15 protein-coding genes and 1 pseudogene are annotated in these 21,671 nt (G+C 53.2%); 9 read left to right on the forward strand and 7 right to left on the reverse strand.

The window, feature by feature from the left end; genetic code table 11:
- The first annotated feature begins 73 nt into the window (after positions 1-73).
- The 5 genes from hisS to AC4PCC_RS05170 all read left to right on the forward strand — a co-directional run bounded on the left by hisS (position 74) and on the right by AC4PCC_RS05170 (position 7,973).
- Positions 74-1,348 carry a histidine--tRNA ligase gene (hisS, locus tag AC4PCC_RS05150; protein ID WP_067708005.1) on the forward strand — a complete coding sequence of 425 codons (1,275 nt, stop codon included), beginning with the start codon at positions 74-76 and terminating at the stop codon, positions 1,346-1,348.
- Positions 1,349-1,379: 31 nt separating this feature from the next.
- Positions 1,380-2,000: a YfgM family protein gene (locus AC4PCC_RS05155; protein WP_492126622.1), complete on the forward strand. Its 621-nt coding sequence runs from the start codon at positions 1,380-1,382 to the stop codon at positions 1,998-2,000.
- A gap of 45 nt (positions 2,001-2,045) precedes the next feature.
- Positions 2,046-3,227 carry an outer membrane protein assembly factor BamB gene (bamB, locus tag AC4PCC_RS05160; RefSeq protein WP_492126623.1) on the forward strand — a complete coding sequence of 394 codons (1,182 nt, stop codon included), beginning with the start codon at positions 2,046-2,048 and terminating at the stop codon, positions 3,225-3,227.
- A gap of 175 nt (positions 3,228-3,402) precedes the next feature.
- A complete protein-coding gene (der, locus tag AC4PCC_RS05165; RefSeq protein ID WP_492126624.1) occupies positions 3,403-4,893 on the forward strand; it encodes a ribosome biogenesis GTPase Der in 1,491 nt (496 codons plus the stop codon).
- 647 nt (positions 4,894-5,540) lie between these two features.
- Complete coding sequence (locus tag AC4PCC_RS05170) at positions 5,541-7,973, forward strand: glucose/quinate/shikimate family membrane-bound PQQ-dependent dehydrogenase (RefSeq protein WP_492126625.1); 2,433 nt, start codon at positions 5,541-5,543, stop codon at positions 7,971-7,973.
- An 82-nt stretch (positions 7,974-8,055) separates the two neighbouring features.
- On the opposite strand, the gene AC4PCC_RS05175 is transcribed toward AC4PCC_RS05170, so the two are convergent.
- The 3 genes from AC4PCC_RS05175 to xseA form a co-directional block, all read right to left on the reverse strand.
- Positions 8,056-8,388, reverse strand: coding sequence for a protealysin inhibitor emfourin (locus tag AC4PCC_RS05175; RefSeq protein WP_416248355.1), 333 nt, complete (start codon positions 8,386-8,388; stop codon positions 8,056-8,058).
- On the reverse strand, positions 8,385-9,401 hold the full coding sequence (locus AC4PCC_RS05180; RefSeq protein ID WP_492126626.1) for a M4 family metallopeptidase: 1,017 nt from the start codon (positions 9,399-9,401) through the stop codon (positions 8,385-8,387). Before AC4PCC_RS05180 ends, AC4PCC_RS05175 begins: the two co-directional genes overlap by 4 nt.
- Positions 9,402-9,518: 117 nt before the next feature.
- Positions 9,519-10,889: an exodeoxyribonuclease VII large subunit gene (xseA, locus tag AC4PCC_RS05185; protein ID WP_492126627.1), complete on the reverse strand. Its 1,371-nt coding sequence runs from the start codon at positions 10,887-10,889 to the stop codon at positions 9,519-9,521.
- Positions 10,890-11,060: 171 nt separating this feature from the next.
- On the opposite strand from xseA, the gene guaB reads away from it, so the two are divergent.
- From guaB to AC4PCC_RS05205, 4 genes and pseudogenes are all read left to right on the forward strand, one after another.
- Complete coding sequence (guaB, locus tag AC4PCC_RS05190; protein WP_067708029.1) at positions 11,061-12,527, forward strand: IMP dehydrogenase; 1,467 nt, start codon at positions 11,061-11,063, stop codon at positions 12,525-12,527.
- Between the two features lie 156 nt (positions 12,528-12,683).
- On the forward strand, positions 12,684-14,264 hold the full coding sequence (gene guaA / locus AC4PCC_RS05195; protein ID WP_492126628.1) for a glutamine-hydrolyzing GMP synthase: 1,581 nt from the start codon (positions 12,684-12,686) through the stop codon (positions 14,262-14,264).
- Positions 14,265-14,568: 304 nt separating this feature from the next.
- Positions 14,569-14,718 (forward strand): annotated as a pseudogene (locus AC4PCC_RS05200) (Arm DNA-binding domain-containing protein); the annotation flags it as partial.
- A 56-nt stretch (positions 14,719-14,774) separates the two neighbouring features.
- Positions 14,775-16,544 carry a hypothetical protein gene (locus AC4PCC_RS05205; protein WP_492126629.1) on the forward strand — a complete coding sequence of 590 codons (1,770 nt, stop codon included), beginning with the start codon at positions 14,775-14,777 and terminating at the stop codon, positions 16,542-16,544.
- A 200-nt stretch (positions 16,545-16,744) separates the two neighbouring features.
- On the opposite strand, the gene AC4PCC_RS05210 is transcribed toward AC4PCC_RS05205, so the two are convergent.
- The 4 genes from AC4PCC_RS05210 to AC4PCC_RS05225 form a co-directional block, all read right to left on the reverse strand.
- Positions 16,745-17,953 carry an IS256 family transposase gene (locus AC4PCC_RS05210; protein WP_492126630.1) on the reverse strand — a complete coding sequence of 403 codons (1,209 nt, stop codon included), beginning with the start codon at positions 17,951-17,953 and terminating at the stop codon, positions 16,745-16,747.
- Positions 17,954-18,062: 109 nt separating this feature from the next.
- Positions 18,063-18,878: a potassium channel family protein gene (locus AC4PCC_RS05215; protein ID WP_492126631.1), complete on the reverse strand. Its 816-nt coding sequence runs from the start codon at positions 18,876-18,878 to the stop codon at positions 18,063-18,065.
- A gap of 598 nt (positions 18,879-19,476) precedes the next feature.
- Positions 19,477-20,481, reverse strand: a complete 1,005-nt coding sequence (locus AC4PCC_RS05220; RefSeq protein ID WP_492126632.1) for a protein NO VEIN domain-containing protein — start codon at positions 20,479-20,481, stop codon at positions 19,477-19,479.
- Between the two features lie 136 nt (positions 20,482-20,617).
- Entirely contained in the window at positions 20,618-21,670 is a 1,053-nt protein-coding gene (locus tag AC4PCC_RS05225; protein WP_492126633.1) for a hypothetical protein, read from the reverse strand.
- Position 21,671: the final 1 nt, after the last annotated feature.

Raw genomic sequence — 21,671 nt, forward strand, 5'->3', positions numbered from 1 at the left:
CGACTTACCGGCCGGAACTGAACCTGGCGATAAATTTCGCCAGGGACTCCAGCTAAAGGGTGAGAGAAAAGTAGTGGCAAAAAATATCCAGGCTATTCGCGGCATGAATGATTACCTGCCTGCGGATACCGTTGTATGGCAGCGTATTGAACAGATCCTCAAGCAGGGGCTGTCCAGCTATGGCTACAGCGAAATCCGCCTGCCGATTGTAGAGCAGACCCCGTTATTCAAACGCGCTATCGGTGAAGTGACCGACGTGGTTGAAAAAGAGATGTACACCTTCGATGACCGCAATGGTGAAAGCCTGACGCTGCGTCCGGAAGGCACGGCGGGCTGCGTGCGCGCCGGCATCGAACACGGTCTGCTGTACAATCAGGAACAGCGTCTGTGGTATATCGGTCCGATGTTCCGCTACGAGCGACCACAGAAGGGGCGCTACCGTCAGTTTTATCAAATCGGTGCCGAAGTCTTTGGCCTGCAGGGCCCGGATATTGATGCCGAACTGATTATGATGACGGCGCGCTGGTGGAAAGCGTTAGGCATTGCCGATCACGTTCGTCTGGAGCTGAACTCCATTGGTTCCCTTGAGGCTCGCGCAAACTATCGCGAGGCGCTGGTGGCCTTCCTCGAGCAGCATAAAGAGGTGCTCGACGAAGACTGCAAGCGTCGCATGTACAGTAACCCGCTCCGCGTGCTGGACAGCAAAAATCCCGACGTGCAGACGCTGCTTAACGACGCGCCAGAACTGGGTGACTATCTGGATGCCGAATCCCGTGAGCACTTTGAAGGGATGCGTAAGCTGCTGGATGCGGCGGGTATCGCCTATACCGTTAATCAGCGGCTGGTGCGCGGACTTGATTACTATAATCGCACCGTTTTTGAATGGGTCACCAGTAGCCTTGGCGCGCAGGGTACCGTATGTGCGGGTGGGCGCTATGATGGCCTGGTGGATCAGCTCGGCGGACGCGCAACGCCAGCCGTAGGCTTTGCGATGGGACTGGAGCGTCTGGTACTGTTAGTCCAGGCGGTTAATCCTGAATTTGAACCGACGCGCATTGTCGATGTCTATGTTATCGCTTCGGGCCAGGGCGTGCAGTCTGCCGCGATGCAGCTGGCCGAGCAGCTGCGTGATGCTGACCCGTCACTTAAGCTGATGACCAACTTCGGCGGCGGCAACTTCAAGAAGCAGTTTGCCCGTGCCGATAAGTGGGGCGCGCGCGTCGCGCTGGTGCTGGGTGAAGACGAAGTCGCTAACGGTCAGGTCGTTATTAAAGATTTGCGCAACGGCGAGCAGCAAACGCTGGCGCAGCGTGATGCTGCAGCAACGCTCGCGGTAATGTTGAAATAAGCAGGATCGCGATTAAAAGGAGAAGGTTTGCGTGGAAGTATATAGCAACGAAAATGAACAGATCGACGCGGTAAAACAGTTCTTTGCCCAGAACGGCAAGGCGCTGGTTATCGGGGTAATTATTGGCATCGGTGCGCTGGCAGGCTGGCGCTACTGGAGCAGCCATGAAGATGGCGGCAGCCGTCAGGCCTCGGCGTCTTATCAGCAGGTTTCGACCGCGCTGGATGCCAGCAAGCCTGCGACGCTGGACGCGGCGGCGAAATTTGCCAGCGAAAATAGCAATACCTATGGTGCGCTGGCCTCGCTGGACCTGGCTAAGCGCTATGTGGATACGAATCAGCTGGATAAAGCCGCCGAACAGCTTCAGGTCGGTCTGAAAGATACCAACGATGCCAACCTTCAGGCGGTGATGAATATGCGTCTGGCGCGTATTCAGCTGCAGCAGAAGAAGCCGGATGAGGTGTTAAAAACCCTCGACAGCGTGAAGGGTGATGGCTGGACAGCGATTGTCGCCGACGTACGCGGAGAAGCTCTGCTGAGTAAAGGTGATACCCACGGCGCGCGCGATGCCTGGAGTAAAGGCATTGCCTCTGATGCGTCACCGGCGCTGAAAGAGATGCTGCAAATGAAGATGAATAATCTGCCGGGCTAACGTCCGGCGGTTTAAATTGCCTCAAACAGGCTCAAGAGGGATTTCATGGAATTGCGTAAGATACTTCTGCCGGGACTGATCTCAGTCACCTTACTTAGCGGATGTTCATGGTTTAGCGGCGAAGAAGACGTGGTCAAAATGTCGCCGCTGCCAAAAGTAGAAAATCAGTTTACCCCGGAAAAAGTCTGGAGCACGTCGGTCGGTGACGGCGTAGGTGATTTCTACTCCAACCTGCATCCGACCTGGGCAGACAGTACCGTTTATGCGGCCGATCGCTTCGGCATCGTCAAAGCGCTAAACGCGGGTGACGGCAAAGAGCAGTGGAAAGTCGATCTGTCAGAAAAAACCGGCTTTTTCTCTAAAAATCATCCTGCACTGCTCTCCGGTGGCGTGACCGTCGACGGCGGACACGTCTACGTCGGCAGCGAACGTGCGCAGGTTTATGCTTTAAACAGCAGCGATGGCTCCATTGCCTGGCAGGCAAAAGCGGCCGGTGAAGTGCTCTCACGTCCGGTAGTCAGTGATGGCCTGGTGCTGATCCACACCAGCAACGGTATGTTGCAGGGTCTGGACCAGACCAACGGCGCGGTGAAATGGACGGTCAACCTTGACGTGCCAGCCCTGTCGCTGCGCGGTGAGTCAGCACCCGCGACCGCCTTTGGTGCGGCTATTGTGGGCGGTGACAACGGACGCGTCAGCGCGGTGATGATGAATCAGGGCCAGATTATCTGGCAGCAGCGTATTTCCCAGCCGACTGGCGCAACGGAAATTGACCGTCTGTCCGACGTGGATACCACCCCAATCGTCCTGAATGGCGTGGTCTATGCGCTGGCCTATAATGGCAATCTCAGCGCGCTGGATCTCCGCTCCGGCCAGATCCTGTGGAAGCGTGAAATCGGTTCTGTACACGATATGATCGTTGATGCGGGCCGTATCTACCTGGTTGATCAGGACGACCGCGTGGTGGCTCTGAGCACGGAAGGGGGCGTAACGGTCTGGCGTCAAAGCGATCTGCTGCACCGTAACCTGACCTCACCGGTGCTCTACAACGGTTATATTGTGGTTGGCGACAGCGAAGGCTATCTGCACTGGATTAACACTGACGATGGACGTTTCGTTGCCCAGCAGAAAGTCGACAGTTCCGGCTTCCAGACCGAGCCAGTAGTCGCCAGCGACAAGCTGTTAATTCAGGCGAAGGGCGGCGAAGTTTACGCGTTTACCCGCTAATACCTTCTTAGATCGTCACTCTGTAACGGCTCCTGATTCGTCAGGGGCCGTTTCGTTTTTCTCTGGGCGTGTTATTCTTGACGCCGTCAGCCTGAGCCCTTGCGGCAGCAACCTTTGTTTGTCGTATAGAATAAGGTGTATGTCAGGCGCTTAATTTTTGTAATGAGGCTTCAATATGGTACCTGTGGTCGCGCTGGTCGGGCGTCCCAATGTGGGAAAATCCACCCTGTTTAACCGTCTCACGCACACGCGAGATGCGCTGGTGGCGGATTTTCCTGGCCTTACGCGTGACCGAAAATACGGTCGTGCCGAGGTCGAAGGGCGGGAGTATATTTGCATTGATACCGGCGGTATTGATGGCAACGAAGAGGGCGTGGAAACGCGCATGGCCGAGCAGTCCCTGTTGGCGATTGAAGAAGCTGACGTGGTGCTGTTTATGGTCGATGCCCGCGCCGGTCTGATGCCTGCCGATCAGGGCATTGCCCAACATCTGCGCTCGCGGCAGAAACCCACCTTTCTGGTGGCCAATAAAACCGACGGCATGGATCCTGATTCCGCCGTGGTTGACTTCTATGCGCTGGGTCTGGGTGAAATTCACCCCATCGCCGCCTCTCACGGACGCGGCGTAACCAGCCTGCTGGAAATGGTCCTCCTGCCGTGGATGGAAGAAGTGGTGCCCCAGGCACCACTCACCGAGGAAGAAGAGAACGCAGCCTACTGGGCGGCGCTGGAAGCCGAAGAGAGCGATGAGGCGCAGGGAGAGGCCGAAGATGACTTCAACCCTCTCGATCTTCCGATCAAACTGGCCATCGTCGGACGCCCTAACGTGGGCAAATCCACGCTGACGAACCGTATCCTCGGTGAGGAGCGGGTGGTGGTATACGATATGCCGGGCACCACGCGCGACAGTATCTATATTCCCATGGAGCGTGATGGTCGTGAATATATTCTGATCGACACTGCCGGTGTGCGTAAGCGCGGAAAAATTACCGATACCGTTGAGAAATTTTCGGTCATCAAAACGCTTAAAGCCATCGAAGATGCCAACGTAGTGATGTTGATCATTGATGCCCGCGAGGGTATCTCCGATCAGGATCTGTCGCTGCTGGGCTTTATCCTTAACAGCGGTCGCTCACTGGTGATTGTGGTTAACAAGTGGGATGGCATGACGCAGGAAGCGCGCGATGAGGTGAAAGATGCGCTGGACCTGCGTCTGGGCTTTATCGACTTCGCCCGCGTGCATTTTATCTCTGCGCTACACGGCAGTGGGGTAGGTAACCTGTTTGAATCCGTTACCGAAGCCTATGACTGTTCAACCCGGCGTGTTAATACGTCAATGCTGACCCGCATTATGAACATGGCCGCTGACGACCATCAGCCGCCGCTGGTTCAGGGCCGTCGCGTTAAGCTGAAATACGCCCACGCCGGTGGCTACAATCCACCGATTGTGGTTATCCACGGTAACCAGGTCAAAGACCTGCCGGATTCGTATAAACGCTATCTGATGAACTATTTCCGCCGTTCGCTGGAGGTGATGGGTACGCCTATCCGTATTCAGTTCAAAGAGGGCGATAATCCGTTTGCCGGTAAACGCAACCTGCTGACGCCAAACCAGCAGCGCAAACGCAAGCGTCTGATGAGTCACCTGAAAAAGAACAAACGTTAAACCTGAAGGGGCCTGATGGCCCCTTTTTTTATCTGCCAGATACAGAATTTTCCTGGGCTTATACTATTCCAAACTCTTCAGAGTGCATAAAGATGTCAGTGCTGGAATAGCCTGACAGATATCATGGTAATAAATAGCTCAACAGGCAGTTTGTAATAAGCCGCCCTGAAAAACATTAGCCTGGCCTCAGCTAATCCTGTAATTATTATAAGGTTAATTAATCGCTTTTCTGCCCGCCATCCTCTGAGCTGCCATTCCTCTTGTTGTATTAACAGAAAAATACCGAGATTATTCTTTAGATAAAATGAATTATTGATTATATGAACTATTATTTTATTGAAATTACTGCTGTTACCAGAGCGGATTTTTGGTCTGCAAGTGTGTTATTTGTTAATTTTATGTTTATAGCTTTATGAACCGCGTGGTACAATTTTTTGGTTAGCTGAGTGACACAGTTCTCCACCAGGGGACGAAAACTGCGGTATTGGTTAGCGAGAAACGGGGCAGACCCGTATCAAATTGTTAATTAAAATAAGCGACTAAAGAATAATGTTCTTTTCTTTCTGCTCCCGCGTCATCGGATGTGGGTAACAGACAGAGAATGAAGATTGTGCTAAGGCCCTATTTAGTTCAGGAGTATTTTTATCATGTCTCAAACGAACGCCCCGTCATCTAAATGGCTGGGCTTGTGGTGCTTTGTGCTGGGCTTACTGTTCCTTGCAACCGGCCTCTACTTTGTCATTGGTGGTGGGAAACTGGTTTCACTGGGTGGCAGCTGGTATTTCGTGATTGCTGGTATCGTCACCGTTCTCTCTGCTATTCAATTCTTCCGCCGTAAATCCTCTGCCGTTACCCTTTTTGTCCTGGTCTTTATTGGCTCTGCCATCTGGGCCGTGCAGGATGCGGGAATAGATTTCTGGCCGCTGGTGTCACGCCTGATGACGCTGGCGGGCTTCCTGCTGCTGGCGCTGGTTACGCTGCCGGCACTGCGTAAGCGCGAAGGGAAAATGCCAGCGACGAAGCCTGCATGGGCCATCGCCGCGCTGGTGGCTATCGGTATGGTCGCCACCTTCGTGCAGATGTTTCAGCCACACTCTCCCGTTGCTGACGGTAAAGAGCTGCCGCTGGTGCCGGTTAATAAAGCCGCTGAGCAAAAAAACTGGGATAACTACGGTAACACGCCGGGCGGCAGCCGCTTCGTCGCGCTGGATCAGATTACCCGCGATAACGTAAAAGATCTGAAGGTGGCCTGGACTTATCACACCGGTGATATCCCTGAAAGCCCTACGGGCAACGGCGCAGAAGATCAGCAGACGCCGCTACAGATTGGTGATGTGCTCTATCTCTGTACCCCGCATAACAACGTTATCGCCGTTAATGCCGATACCGGTAAAGAGATCTGGAAGCGCGTCGTTAACGCTCAGGCGGAAGTCTGGAACCGCTGCCGTGGTCTGGCTTACTTTGATGCAACGAAACCGCTGACTCAGCCTACCGTTCCCGGCTCTACGCCGGTTCCTCAGCCTGCACTGGCGGCAGGTGATACCTGTCAGCGTCGTCTGCTGATGAACACCATTGATGCGCGCCTGATTGCTATCAACGCCGACAACGGTGAGTTCTGCCAGAACTTTGGCGACCACGGCGTGGTCAATCTGAAAGAGGGTCTGGGCCAGGCTGAAGATCCTAAATATCAGCTGACCTCTGCGCCAACGCTTGCAGGCACCACCGTGGTGGTGGGCGGTCGCGTAGCGGATAACGTCCAGACCGATATGCCTGGCGGCGTGATTCGCGGGTTCGATGTGATCACCGGCGCGATGCGCTGGGCGTTCGATCCGGGTAAAGATGACCCAACGGCTAAGCTGAAGCCCGGCGAAACCTACGTGCGCAGTACGCCGAACTCATGGGGCCCGATGTCCTATGATCCCGGTATGAACACCGTATTTATGCCTATGGGCAGCTCGTCCGTTGACCTGTGGGGCGCAACCCGTACCGCGCTTAACCACAAATATGGCGCCTCGGTTCTGGCCGTTGATGCAACCACCGGTAAAGAGAAATGGGTTTATCAGACCGTACATAACGATCTGTGGGACTTCGACTTACCGATGCAGCCAAGCCTTATCGACTTCCCGGAAAAAGATGGCACCACTAAACCCGCTGTGGTTATTGGGACTAAAGCAGGTCAGATCTACGTGCTGGATCGCCTGACCGGTAAGCCGCTGACCGAAGTGAAGGAGTTCCCGGTTAAACGCGGGAATATTCCTGACGAGCAGTACACCGCCACCCAGCCTAAGTCCGTCGGGATGCCGCAGATCGGTGCCGAAACGCTGACTGAATCTGATATGTGGGGTGCCACGCCATTCGACCAGCTGGCCTGCCGTATTGGCTTTAAATCAATGCGCTATGATGGCCTGTATACCGTACCTGGCACCGACAAAGCGCTTAGCTTCCCCGGCTCGCTGGGCGGCATGAACTGGGGTAGCCTCTCTACCGACCCTAATAACCATCTCATTTTTGTTAATGATATGCGTCTGGGTCTGTGGGTGCAGATGATCCCGGCCAATACCGCGGCGATTTCACGTGGTAGCAACGGCGGTGAAGCGATCAACACCGGTATGGGTGCGGTACCGCTGAAAGGCACGCCTTACGCGGTAAATAAAAACCGCTTTATGTCTCCGCTGGGCATTCCCTGCCAGAAGCCACCGTTCGGTACGCTTTCTGCGGTCGACCTGAAGACGCGTAAAGTGGTATGGCAGGTACCGGTTGGAACGGTACAGGATACCGGTCCATTCGGCATCAAAATGCACGTGAAGATGCCGGTAGGTATGCCAACGCTGGGCGGTACGCTGGCGACGCAGGGTGGGCTGGTGTTTATCGCTGGCACACAGGATTACTATCTGCGCGCATTCGATACTGCCACCGGTAAAGAAGTGTGGAAAGCACGCCTGCCGGTTGGTAGCCAGGGCGGCCCAATCAGCTACAAATCGCCTAAAACCGGAAAACAGTACATCCTGATTTCTGCGGGCGGTGCGCGTCAGTCCCCGGATCGGGGTGACTACGTGATTGCCTACGCACTGGATAAATAACGCGTGGGGGAGTGATTCCCCGTAACCCGTAATAAAAAGCCCCCGCCATTGCTGGCGGGGGCTTTTTTATGCCTCAGAAAGACTACTGGCCGTGCTGCCAGAGCTGAACCAGCGCGGGCGGCGCCAGATCTTCCGGGATTTGCAGGACGATATTGCCAATCCGCTGGGGGGTGGCATAGCTAATCTCGATACGATAATAACGCTGGTCACCGCGCCCGGCAGTGCTCTGCTCTCCGGGCGGTGTGCCCAACGCCAGTGCCTGACGAAGCACACTGCACACGTGTTCTTTTTGCGCGCCATCAAGCTGAGCAAGCGTAATGCGCCTCGGCTCTGCCAGCCGGGGAATAAAAGCAAAACCGCCTTCGCGCGCAACATCAATTACGGCGTCGTCGCTCAGCTCGGGGAGGGAACTCATGGCAGTACGCCGACCTGTTTCCAGGCGGTCTCGATGGCCTGACCTACCGACTGGTCAAAACGTTTTTTACCGTGCTGGATGGTCAGCTTCGCAAAGGTTTTGAAATCGGCATTTTGTGGCAGACTTTTGTCACACACGGTATCGTACCAGGCCCAGCCCGCGCGTTCCCAGGCGTGGCCGCCCAGCGCCTTCGCCGCCAGGTAGAAGGCCCGGTTAGGGATACCGGAGTTAAGATGGACGCCGCCGTTATCGTCGCGGGTCTGGACGTAATCTTTCATATTGGCAGGCTGCGGATCTTTACCCAGCAGCGGATCGTCATAGGCGGTCCCTGGTTCGGACATCGACCGCAGACCCTTACCTTTAATGCCTTTTGCCAGCAGTCCTTCACCGATGATCCAGTCGGCGCGATCGGCAGTCTGTTTCAGGTGGAACTGTTTCACCAGTGAGCCAAACACATCGGAAAGGGACTCATTCAGCGCGCCAGCCTGCTGGAAATAGATCAGTCCGGCTTCAGTTTCCGTCACCCCGTGAGACAATTCATGCCCCACGACGTCAATCGCGATGGTGAAGCGATTAAAGATTTGGCCGTCGCCATCGCCAAAGACCATTTGCTGTCCGTTCCAGAAAGCGTTTTGGTAATTTTTGCCGTAGTGAACGGTTCCCTTCAGCACCAGCCCGTTGTTATCGAGAGAGTTTCGCTGGTAGGCCTGCCAGAAAAAATCGTAGGTGACGCCAAGATAATCATAGGCTTCGGTCGTGGCGACATCGCCGGTAGCCGCGGCCCCTTCGCTACGCACCAGCTTGCCGGGCAGCGTCTCTTTCTGCTGCGCGTCGTAGATTTCTCGCTGAACTTTGCCTGCCGCTGCGGTTTTCGCACCCTGAGGTTTGATCCACTCTTCGGACATCAGGGCCTGAACGTGGACCAGGGTTTGCCTGGCACAGTGCTGCTGAGCATCGGAACCGTTATCAATGATTTTGCGCAAAATATAGGGAGGAATGACGCCGTAATGCATTCGGAACTCCTTAATCGACAGTAGGTGTCAAAAAAGTATAGTTAACGAATCATAAGTATGCTTAAACTTTCCAGAAGTGAATGGCACTGTCTGCTAACCCTGTGCAGACAGTACCGTTCAGCCTTTAGGCTCACGCCGTGCTTTAAGTGGGGTAATGGCGGTCACTTCGCTTTCAACCCAGCCGTCGTCCAGCCGGGTCTTCAGCCTGTCACCCTGATGAACCTGACGGGTTTTTCTCACCACCTGGCCTTCTGCGGAGGTCGTTACGCTGAAGCCACGCGCCAGCGTCGCCAGCGGACTGACGCCTTCCAGCTGGGCGGCCAGCGTCGAAAACCGCTGTTTACTGACGTTCATCTGCTGCTGCATCGCCTGCTGCAGGCGATACTGCCACTGCTGAACCTGCTGCTGCGCACGATAAATTCGCTTTTGCGGCTGGAAAGCGCTCAGGCGCTGTAGCGCGCCGTCCTGCTTACGTCGCGCCTGACGCAGGCTGAGCTGCATGGCATCATCCAGACGGCGCTGAAGCCGCATCAGCCCGGTCTGCTGGCGAGCCAGACGTAGCTGAGGGTGCTGCTGTTGCAGACGATGATGCAGACGGGTAAAGGTGCGGTTCTGCTGGGCCAGGTAGTAATCCATCGCCATCTCAAGCCGCTGCTGCTGATTTTGCAGCTGGCGCAGCAGTTCCAGCTGATTACGGCTCACCAGCTCGGCCGCCGCCGACGGCGTGGGCGCGCGCAGATCGGCAACAAAATCGGCGATGGTTACGTCGGTCTCGTGGCCGACCGCGCTAACAATGGGAATGCGGCTGGCAAAAATAGCGCGCGCCACCCGCTCATCGTTAAAGCTCCAGAGATCTTCAAGCGACCCGCCGCCGCGGCCGACAATCAGCACGTCACACTCCGCGCGCGCGTTAGCCACTTCGATGGCGCGCACGATGCGGGCAGGCGCGTCTGCGCCCTGAACCGGCGTGGGATAGATAACCACCGGCAGTGACGGATCGCGTCGGTGAAGCACTCTCAGCACGTCATGCAGGGCGGCACCGGTCGCGGAAGTAATCACGCCCACCTGGCGGGCCGGGTCGGGCAGCGGCTGCTTAGCCTGCTGATCAAAAAGTCCTTCACCCAGCAGCCGCTGGCGGAGCTGCTCAAACTGCTGCTGCAGTAAACCGTCACCCGCGGGCTGCATGCTCTCCGCAATCAGCTGATAGTCACCGCGAGGTTCATAGAGCGTAATGGTTGCCCGTACCAGCACCTGCTGACCGTTTTGCGGTCGGAAAGTCATGCGTCGGTTGCTGTTGCGGAACATAGCGCAGCGCACCTGGGCACCGTCATCCTTCAGGGTGAAATACCAGTGACCCGAAGAGGGCTGGGAGAAATTGGAGATCTCGGCGCTCAGCCAGACCTGGCCCATTTCCATCTCCAGCAGCTTACGCACCGTGGTATTAAGACGGCTGACGGTAAATATATTGGCGGTTGGCGGTAGCGACATGTGATGAAGATCAAACTTTAAATCAGAGGGTTAATCAACCGATACTACATGGCTCATTGAGGGGATCAAGGTTTTTTCGTAAATAATGCTGGAGGCAATCGATTACGGCCTGTATAATGCCGCGGCAATATTTTAAATTGTTCTCACGCACCCTGAGGTTGAGATATTGCCATGCTAAGAATCGCTAAAGAAGCCCTGACATTTGACGACGTCCTGCTCGTTCCCGCTCATTCGACTGTATTACCTAACACGGCCGACCTCAGCACCCAGCTCACTAAAACCATTCGCCTGAACATCCCCATGCTCTCCGCTGCTATGGATACCGTTACCGAAGCGGGTCTGGCCATTGCGCTGGCGCAGGAGGGGGGACTGGGCTTTATTCACAAGAATATGCCTATCGAACGCCAGGCAGAAGAAGTCCGTAAGGTGAAGAAGCACGAAAGCGGCGTAGTTACCGACCCGCAAACCGTGCTGCCGACGACCGCGCTGAGCGAGGTGAAAGCCCTCACCCAGCGTAACGGCTTTGCGGGCTACCCGGTGGTAAACGATGATAACGAGCTGGTGGGGATTATCACTGGTCGCGACGTGCGGTTTGTCACCGACTTAAGCAAGCCGGTATCGGCGGTGATGACGCCGAAAGAGCGTCTGGTGACCGTGCGCGAAGGCGAATCCCGCGAAGTGGTTCTGCATAAAATGCATGAAAAACGCGTTGAAAAAGCGCTGGTGGTGGATGATAGCTTCCATCTGCTGGGGATGATCACCGTCAAGGACTTCCAGAAAGCCGAGCGTAAGCCTAACGCCTGTAAAGACGAACATGGCCGCCTGCGCGTGGGTGCCGCCGTTGGCGCCGGTGCCGGTAACGAAGAGCGCGTGGATGCGCTGGTCGCGGCAGGCGTAGATGTGCTGCTGATTGACTCATCACACGGCCACTCCGAAGGCGTACTCCAGCGCATTCGCGAAACGCGCGCCAAATACCCCGATCTGCAAATCGTGGGCGGCAACGTGGCGACCGGGGCTGGCGCGCTGGCGCTGGTAGAAGCGGGCGTGAGCGCGGTGAAAGTCGGCATCGGCCCTGGCTCAATCTGTACCACGCGTATTGTGACTGGCGTGGGCGTACCACAGATCACCGCCGTGTCTGACGCGGTAGCGGCGCTGGAAGGAACCGGGATCCCGGTTATTGCTGACGGCGGTATCCGCTTCTCCGGCGATATTGCGAAAGCAATTGCCGCAGGCGCCTCGGCGGTGATGGTCGGTTCGATGCTGGCCGGGACCGATGAGTCCCCGGGCGAGATCGAGCTTTATCAGGGACGCTCTTTCAAATCCTATCGCGGCATGGGTTCACTGGGCGCGATGTCCAAAGGCTCGTCGGATCGCTATTTCCAGACCGATAACGCCGCCGATAAGCTGGTGCCGGAAGGGATTGAAGGCCGAGTGGCCTATAAGGGCCTGCTGAAAGAGATCGTTCACCAGCAGATGGGCGGCCTGCGTTCCTGTATGGGCCTGACCGGCTGTGCTACTATCGACGAACTGCGTACCAAAGCGGAGTTTGTTCGCATCAGCGGCGCCGGGATCTCGGAAAGCCACGTGCACGATGTGACCATCACTAAAGAGTCTCCGAACTACCGCATGGGCTCCTGATATGGCTGCGGCGAACGGCTCAGCGTGCTGCCGTTCGCCGTCCGCATTGCTTATTGATCATCTGTCCACGGCGCGACGAGTAAAACCCCTGGTTGTCACCTGCCGTGCAGACCCGATCGATTTTTATATTCATTTCTTTGCCGGAAAACGCCTTAAATGACGACGGAAAATATTCATAAACATCGCATACTGATCCTCGATTTCGGTTCTCAATATACGCAGCTGGTTGCGCGCCGCGTGCGCGAGCTGGGCGTTTATTGTGAGCTCTGGGCCTGGGACGTTACCGAAGAGCAGATCCGCCAGTTCAACCCGAACGGCATCATTCTTTCCGGTGGCCCTGAAAGCACCACCGAACATGACAGCCCGCGAGCGCCAGAATATGTGTTCACCGCTGGCGTTCCGGTACTGGGCGTGTGTTACGGCATGCAGACCATGGCGCTCCAACTGGGCGGCAAGGTAGAAGGGTCAAGCGAGCGTGAATTCGGCTATGCGCAGGTAGAACTGGCAGTGGAAAGCGCGCTCACCCGCGATATCGAAGACTCGCTCAGCGAGGCGGGTAAACCTCTGCTGGACGTCTGGATGAGCCACGGCGACAAGGTTACCGCCATCCCGTCAGACTTCGTCACCGTTGCCAGCACCGAGACCTGCCCGTTTGCCATTATTGCTAACGAAGAGAAGCGTCTGTACGGCGTGCAGTTCCACCCGGAAGTGACCCACACGCGCCAGGGGCTGCGCCTGCTGGAGCGTTTCGTACGCGATATCTGCCAGTGCGAAATGCTGTGGACGCCGGCTAAAATCATTGAGGATGCCGTCGATCGCCTGCGCGAGCAGGTCGGCAATGACAAAGTGATCCTTGGCCTGTCGGGCGGGGTGGATTCATCGGTTACCGCCATGCTGCTGCATCGCGCCATCGGCGATCGTCTGACCTGCGTGTTTGTCGATAATGGCCTGCTGCGCCTTAACGAAGCCGAACAGGTTATGGATATGTTTGGCGACCATTTCGGCCTGAACATTGTTCACGTTCCAGCCGAGGCACGTTTTCTTGACGCGCTGGCGGGCATTGACGAACCGGAAGCGAAACGCAAGACCATTGGTCGCGTCTTTGTGGACGTGTTCGACGAGCAGGCAACCCGCCTGACCGAGGTAAAATGGCTGGCGCAGGGCACCATCTATCCGGATGTGATTGAATCGGCCGCTTCCGCGACGGGTAAAGCCCACGTGATCAAGTCGCACCACAACGTCGGTGGCCTGCCGAAAGAGATGAAGCTGGGCCTGGTTGAGCCGCTGAAAGAGCTGTTCAAAGATGAAGTGCGCAAAATCGGCCTGGAGCTGGGCCTGCCGTACAATATGCTCTACCGTCATCCGTTCCCGGGGCCGGGTCTGGGCGTGCGCGTACTGGGTGAAGTGAAGAAAGAGTACTGCGATCTGCTGCGTCGTGCAGATGCCATCTTTATTGAAGAGCTGCATAAAGCCGACCTGTACAACAAGGTTAGCCAGGCCTTTACCGTGTTCCTGCCGGTACGTTCCGTCGGCGTTATGGGCGACGGTCGTAAATACGACTGGGTCGTTTCCCTGCGCGCGGTGGAAACCATCGACTTTATGACCGCCCACTGGGCGCATCTGCCTTACGAGTTCCTGGGTCGCGTTTCTAACCGCATTATCAACGAAATCGACGGTATCTCCCGCGTCGTTTACGATATCTCCGGTAAGCCGCCGGCGACGATTGAGTGGGAATGATTTAACGTCTGGTATAGACCGGCAGCGACTGGCAAGAAACACCCGGAAGCCCGCGTAATTGCGGGCTTTTTGCGTTTTCGACCTCGCACTATCTGGCAAGCTTTCGCATCGCCAAGCCCCCCGTTTTTATGGCATGGTAGATGGTACGATCTCACCCTAATGCCATGTTCGGCACTAGATATCATGTCGCTCCTAACCAGATAGGCATGGTATCTACTTAAATTAATATATTGATTTATAATATTTTTATTGGTTTGGTACAATGAGGGGGGAGCATGGTGTTTTTATTAGAGGAAACCTGACCATGCTGACCGATACCAAGCTGCGTAACATCAAGCCGAAAGACAAGCTCTACGAAGTGAACGACCGTGACGGCCTCTTTGTAGCCATCACGCCTGCGGGGTCGATTTCATTCCGCTACAACTACTCGATCCACGGCAGGCAGGAGACTATCAAGCGAAGGCCATTGCTTAATCCCAGCATGCTGTCATGAATAAAGGAAATTCGACCATGAGTGAAGAGTGGATTCTCCAGACCAAGGAAACCCGCAGGGTATTTTCTAACGCGGCGTGGGTTCCTTTGAGAGCATCAGTTGAGAGCAAGAAAGGGGATCTAAAAGAAGTAGGCTATGTCAGTGAATATTTCGGCTGTGGCTCTGTTGCATTCCCGTCAGAGCATCGCCAGCTAGTTGAGGAACGTCTTGGATGGAGCGACATAGGCATTGGGCACACAGTCGCGCCTTATGCATACGAAGATGGATATTATGCGTCCATTGACCAATATCAATACAACGATAAAGAGCCAATAGGTGTCAATCTAGTTTATGAACACCCGCAACTTGTTGTTGGTGGTAGAAAATGGATACTGAGCCCTGATTTGGTAGTCGCGCTGCACTTGGTCAAAGAGGGGGGCAACTGGGTCAGACCTGAAGAAAATTTCGTTGTGGTAGCTCGCGAGAAAGTGAGTGAAGATGGCGAGCATCGTCAGATAGAAATAAAAAGAGAATTTTTACTCGACTATCTAGCGGCCAGAAATCTGTCGCTCCGCCTTTCATACTACCGACAGAGGGTAGAAAACGTCCCCGTATTTGAGGACAGCGTGTATTCAAATTTGCAGCCTCACAATGAGGAAAGAGATAACGGTAAATTCACCCTAATCCTTCGCAAGCTTGATGACGTCTTTGGGGGAAGCTGGGCGATGTTTCGAGCCTGGCGAACGGACGTAGATGAGGGTGAAGACGCCCCTGTGATGGGCCCTGAGAATGACTCGAACACTGACTATGAAAGTTCAAAGGGGCATCGTGGAGGCTATAAAGGTGTACGGGTAGAGGGGGAGTTTTGGCGTGAGGAATGGATAGACCACCAATCAAAAAGCCTACGCGTTCGTGGAGATGCAGATCCGAACCTCCCGCAATTCATCGTGGAAACCGATGGAACGCGAATGAGATCAGCAGAGCTTGATAACGAGGACATAGGCCGCTGGCTATGGTTTCGGGTCAGCGTCGTGAATGAGCTTCTCAATAGTCGAGGATTTAAGTTGGCGTGGTACACGGCTGAAACTGGAGCTATTAATTCCACATCAGGATATAAAACGCATTTCGGGATAAACAGTGCGGATCTTATCACCGTATATGCTTATGACATCGCACGACTCGCCCCATGGGAGCAGCATGTTTGGGCGGGGCATAATGTAGCTCCTGAAGGAAAGGTTTCAAGTGAGCTGCTGGACGCGCAGGTGAGGGCGAAACCGGCATCCACATATGCGGTTGAAGAAATGTTTTTTGGAAGCATGAGGCTTTTGGAAGACGGCTTCAGGCATAAATACGAAATATCGCTGTTCACCCATGATATTGATGACCCCGAAGTAGGGCAGCAAATATCCAGGTTTGCAAGCAAAGACAGAGCGAGCCTACTCAGATTAGCCAAGGACATCATTCGCGTATTCTCGGACAGGCTCAACGTAACCGAGCTACGCAAGCTTTCTACACACCAAGAGAAAGCCAAGCTCGGCTCAAACAAGTTACTCCAAAGTATTTTGGCTGAGAAAATTGGAGACGACAAAGCCAAGAGAGTATTTGCTGAGATTGCCGGTGCTTATGATATGCGAGTGGGAGATGCACACCCTACAGGCTCAAAGATAACAGACGCGATCAAGCTCGCGGGCGTCGATGAAGAAGACTCGCCATTGCGGCAGGGAGAGCAACTCATTCACAACGTTGGGCGATCGATTTGGCACACAGGAAAATTCTTGTTCGGCGAGACTGATGAGTCGGACGAGTAGCAATGACTGCTTCTGGCCGGTTTCTGTCAGTCCTGACAAGCGGTACTGCCAGGAACGTACGGATTTTTAGTGGCCTGAGCAGGCTATTCTTAAGGCTGAGGGCATCCATGAACTATGGGTGATTGATGAAAGACCGTAGTCACGACGAGCAATGGTCGAGCTTTTGAGCCTGTAAATAATTCTGTGTAACTGCCAACGTATTAGAGGTGATCGCTCAGGCGGTCACCGAACTCGATAATAAAGCGACTCATCGCCAGCCGCCAGTTTCGGATCGGCATATTCCATTTTTTTGAAGCATCCCTGATCGCCAGATAAATGACTTTCCGCACCGAGTCATCCGTCGGGAACACCTTGCGTTTCTTTATTGCCTGACGGATCACGCTGTTCAGCGATTCGATGGCGTTCGTAGTGTAAATAGCTTTACGGATATCCGGTGGATAATTGTAAAACGTATTGAGATTTTCCCAGTGTGCATACCAGCTTTTACTGATTTGTGGGTATTTATCGTCCCAGACCGCTGCGAACTGCTCCAGAGCCATTAACGCCGCCTCTTCTGTTGGAGCCTGATACACCGCTTTCAGCCCGCCAGTCACGGCTTTGTAGTCCTTCCACGACACGTATTTCAGGCTGTTACGCGCCATGTGGATAATGCATAGCTGGATATGCGTTTGGGGATAAACGCTGTTTATCGCATCCGGGAAGCCCTTCAGACCGTCCACGCAGGCAATCAGGATATCCTGAAGGCCCCGGTTTTTAAGCTCCGTCAGCACGCTGAGCCAGAACTTTGCGCCTTCGTTTTCTGCCAGCCACATGCCCAGGAGCTCTTTCTGGCCTCCGGTATTAATGCCCAGTGCGGGGAAGACGGCTTTATTAATCACGCTACCACCGTGGCGAACTTTTACAACAATACAGTCAAGATAAACAATGGGATAAAGTGCATCCAGGGGGCGATTCTGCCACTCTGCGACCTGCTCTTTAACCGCATCGGTGACTTTAGAAATCAGCGTGGGTGAAACATCCGCGTCGTACATCTCTTTGAAGGTGGCGACGATTTCTCGCGTGGTCATGCCTTTGGCGTACAGGGACAAAATCTGGCTGTCCATCCGGGTGATACGTGTCTGGTTTTTCTTTATCAGTTGCGGTTCGAAGGTGCTTTCACGATCGCGTGGCGTACTGATTTCAATCTCACCATCATCACAAAGCAAGGTTTTTGACGAGTAGCCATTACGGGTATTGGAGCCTGTTTTGGGGGCGTTCTTCTCGTGGCCGATGTGATCAGTCAGCTCAGCATTGAGCGCTGTTTCAACGGTAAGCTTTGTCAGCATACGGGAAAACTGATTGAGATCGGCTTCGGTTTTAAGGCCTTTAGCCAGTTCAGTCGCAAGGGCCCTGAGTTTCTTTTCGTCCATAATTTGCCTGTCTCCGTTGTTGGAGTGAAGATATCAAAAACAGGCAGATACACAATTTAAATTACAGGCTCTATTAAGCCGCGCCATAATTTCAAGCCTATTTAATATTTTAACACTTTTTCCGAATATCATTCGTTATGGATTTAACTACATCCCTATACATGCCGCCATCCTTATATGGTTTAATCGCATAGCTGGTTTTTTCGATAAACTGATCTACGAAATAATCGATCTGATCACACAGTGTCAGAAGAATTAAAATGGTTCTATCCTGCTTCCAGTCTATGCTTTTATTTTGTAGCAAGTTAAGATATTTTCTCGTAAATCCCGCAAGCTCTTCAACATGATGTGCTGCGCGTTCCACATGCTTAACGAGCTCTTCAATTTTTCCTATATTAACAAGGTGAGAGGAGTATCCATTTGTAATCCGCAACGCTTTTGTAGATGAATAAAAAGGGTTGGATCTGTTGTATATGAAAGAGATAGTTTGAGGGATAATGCCATTTTGAATTTCCCTCCTCTTGTCTCCTATGGATTCTTTGGCGTCGATAAGATATTCAATGCATTGATTATATGCCTCATGGATGCCATAATTAACGGAGTATTCTACTAGCGTGGACTGGCGCAGGGACAAAACTTGTGAAATTGAATAACCTATGAACACAATGCCAAATATTGCTTCGAGAGAGGCAAAGAGCCTAGATATACCGGTCGGTGTAAAATCACCATAACCAAGCGTCGTAATAGAAACCACGCTAAAATAAACCAACTCATAAATATCAGCAGATTTATTGTTCTTAGTTACGCCATGTCCTTCAAAGTTCCCTGCCAGCCAATAAAAGGCAGAAAAAAATAAAATTGAACCAATTAAAATTGCGCTGAGTTTATAGGTGAGTTTTTTTTGTTTGGTCGATAAATCATTCACGTCTAGCCATTCCTTTATGTTTGACGAGCATTTCAGCAACTTCAGAGTTGAGATGGAATAAACTTACGCAAGCCATTCCAAGCCTTTATATCACGTATAATTTATGATGGTTCGCCTAGTGTTATATGGTTAGCTACTCTCATCATATTATAATATCTGAATCAACTCAATGATGTCTGCCCGTCGCGATTGAGTTCTAAGGAGAGGGTCGCTCAGCTCGGCAGCTTCATCTACGCTGCGTATTGCACGCAGGACAGTGGCGTATCAAAGAACCGACGCAATGCGCTTGACCCAGATTCCGGGAGCGGTAGAGACTTGATTGGAGTGGAACGCGATTTTACCGCAAGGTGTTGCTAAACAAAGACGACGCATATCGTTAGCTTTTGCCACAAGAGATGTGAATTCGACTTCTTGAACATTTTTTACTGGACATGGTATTTCTCATGGTTTTTGGATTCGTTAATTTTCTATGCATATGTTTACAACTACTTTTATTTTAAATTGATAATCGAGTGGAGTGATCCTGTTCGCAATAAACAAATGCCCGCGTAACAGTGGGCTTTTGTTTTTGTCGCGCTAACGGTACAGGATTTAAACATTAGGATTCGGGTTTTGGTGCGAATGCCCCAATGTAAACGTAAGGTTCAAGGTTAAACGCCTCTTTTAGCTGACGAGATTCGTACACAGTGACTTGCGGGGAGGAAGATAGCGCCGATGTTACTATGGCTAACCTCCAGTCTGGATTAAGCATCAATCCTACATTGTGTTCGTTACGCGTAAGGAAAAAACGTGGTGTAGTACCGGCGGTACCCTTAACTTCGAGATGCAGCACTGATTCGCCGCGCGTGAAGATAAAGTCATATCCGCAGGGAAGGTGTGTTGTTCGCTGGTAGCTGTAGCCTTGTTCTGTATAATATTCGATAACAGCATCTTCCGCGGCTAACTCCACGACTTTACGATGTTCAGGGGTACCAAATCCCCGAAGTGGATCGACTTGATCCAGTTCGGGGTCAACAACACTGCATTCATTAGGGTTATGAATTGCGACTGAGGCCAAGCGATTCATTAAACTCTCAAGCCGAGCTTGAACCCTTATTTTATTGTCGGTCTTCGTTACGTCAGGGCCGTCAAGAAACGAGTATTTCCCCTGTTTTACGGATAGATCCGAGAATGGCAGAATTCGCTCCTCGGGCGGGATGAAGTAAGCGGAATTACTGGTTATGCAATATGACCAATCATAAGCAGGATGAGGGAAAATTTGCTGTCGCGGATCGGTGCTATTAGGGCGGGTTATCCACTCACCATGAAGCGTTGCGTTTTCGTACCAACCAACTACGTGTATGCCTGGAGTGGTCGGATTTTTTGCCAAGCATACAACCGTCCACCCTTCTGCGTCGTCGTGATAAGGTGCGTAGTTACCTCCTTGTGGGGGTACATAGCAGTAGTAAGTCCCGTCGATATCTGGCATAAAGTTGTAGGCTTCATGACCTCGCCCTTCATTTTCCGTCCCTCTGTTTTTATTTAGCCAAGCAAAGTTACCAGCAATGTCGCCACCTCGATAATATTCTGACCAACCAAATTTAACCCACAATATCTTGTTCATGTAATGCCGTTCCTTTGGGCTAGTTTTTTTGAATTTTTGCCATCGAGAAAATCGTGGAATGGCGATCGGGCCTAAGTCGCCGACAGAAAATTTCCTCATAAGCCGGGTATTTTAGGTTTGTGGACTTCGCCCGGGGTTAAAAAAGGCTTTGATGACTCCAGAAAGTGAGCCCGGCGATGGTGCCGATGAACACTAACGCCAAGCCATACAGTCCGACCAGGAGGCGGCGCTGCTCACGGCGAAGGCGTATTTCGCCATTGCTCTGTTCATTGCGTAAGGCATGCAGCCCTGCTTGGTGCTCGGCCCACTCCAGCTGTCGTTCGTTGCGTTCGTTAAGCAGTGTTTGGGCCTGTTCGGTCAGCACTTCGCGCAATTCCGAGAGCTGCCGATCTAGGTCGCGGAGCTTATCTTCCTGCTGCTGCGCTTGAAGGACCAAGTCGGCATCGAGTCGTTCTATCTGGCGTGTGGCTTCGCTGCTCTGTTCGTTGAATGTAGTGAGCAGACATTGCTCAACAGTCTGGAGACGTTTTTCCTGGGTTGAGTCGACTACTTGCTGCAACTGCGTGAGGCGCTGTTCTAGGGAACTCGCCTGCTCATGGAGGACTTCTCGGAGCAACTGCTGCTGTTCATCCAGTACGCCTTGCACCTGATGCATGCGATTGTCGAAGTCTGCCAGCAGACCATCCCGGGTTTCCATTACTTCTTTGGCGATGCTGATCAGTATTTCGCCGTGTTCGTCGGTCAGCCCCTGGACTTTCAACAGGTCGGTGACGTATTGGCGCAAGTGTGCTGCTTGGTGCTTGATCTCGGCTTGGTGCTGTTCGAGAAGTATGTTCTGTTGGGCCAGTTCCTCGGCTTTGGCATCCAAGGCCTTCTGCTGGTCGGCAAGTTGTCCCTGCTGCTCAGTCAGTTGCTGGGCCTGCAACGAGCTGATCACCATCAATTGGGCGAGAGTTTTGGCAAATTCCGCCTGCACTTCCTGGGCGTCGAGCTGGGCGTTCTTCAGTTCTCCGTGATTGAACAGGCGGCCGAGAAAGCTACGCTGCTCGTGTTGGTCGCGGACCTGCTTGAAATCGTCGAGGCGCTTGAACGTGCTGTGGAACTTCTTATAAACCTCAGCGATGTCTATCTGGGCGAGCAGGTCTTCGCTGGGAACGGTGCTTGCAAGTTGGGCAATGATCTTGGACATC

The sequence above is a fragment of the Erwinia sp. L03-1 genome (assembly GCF_058686115.1).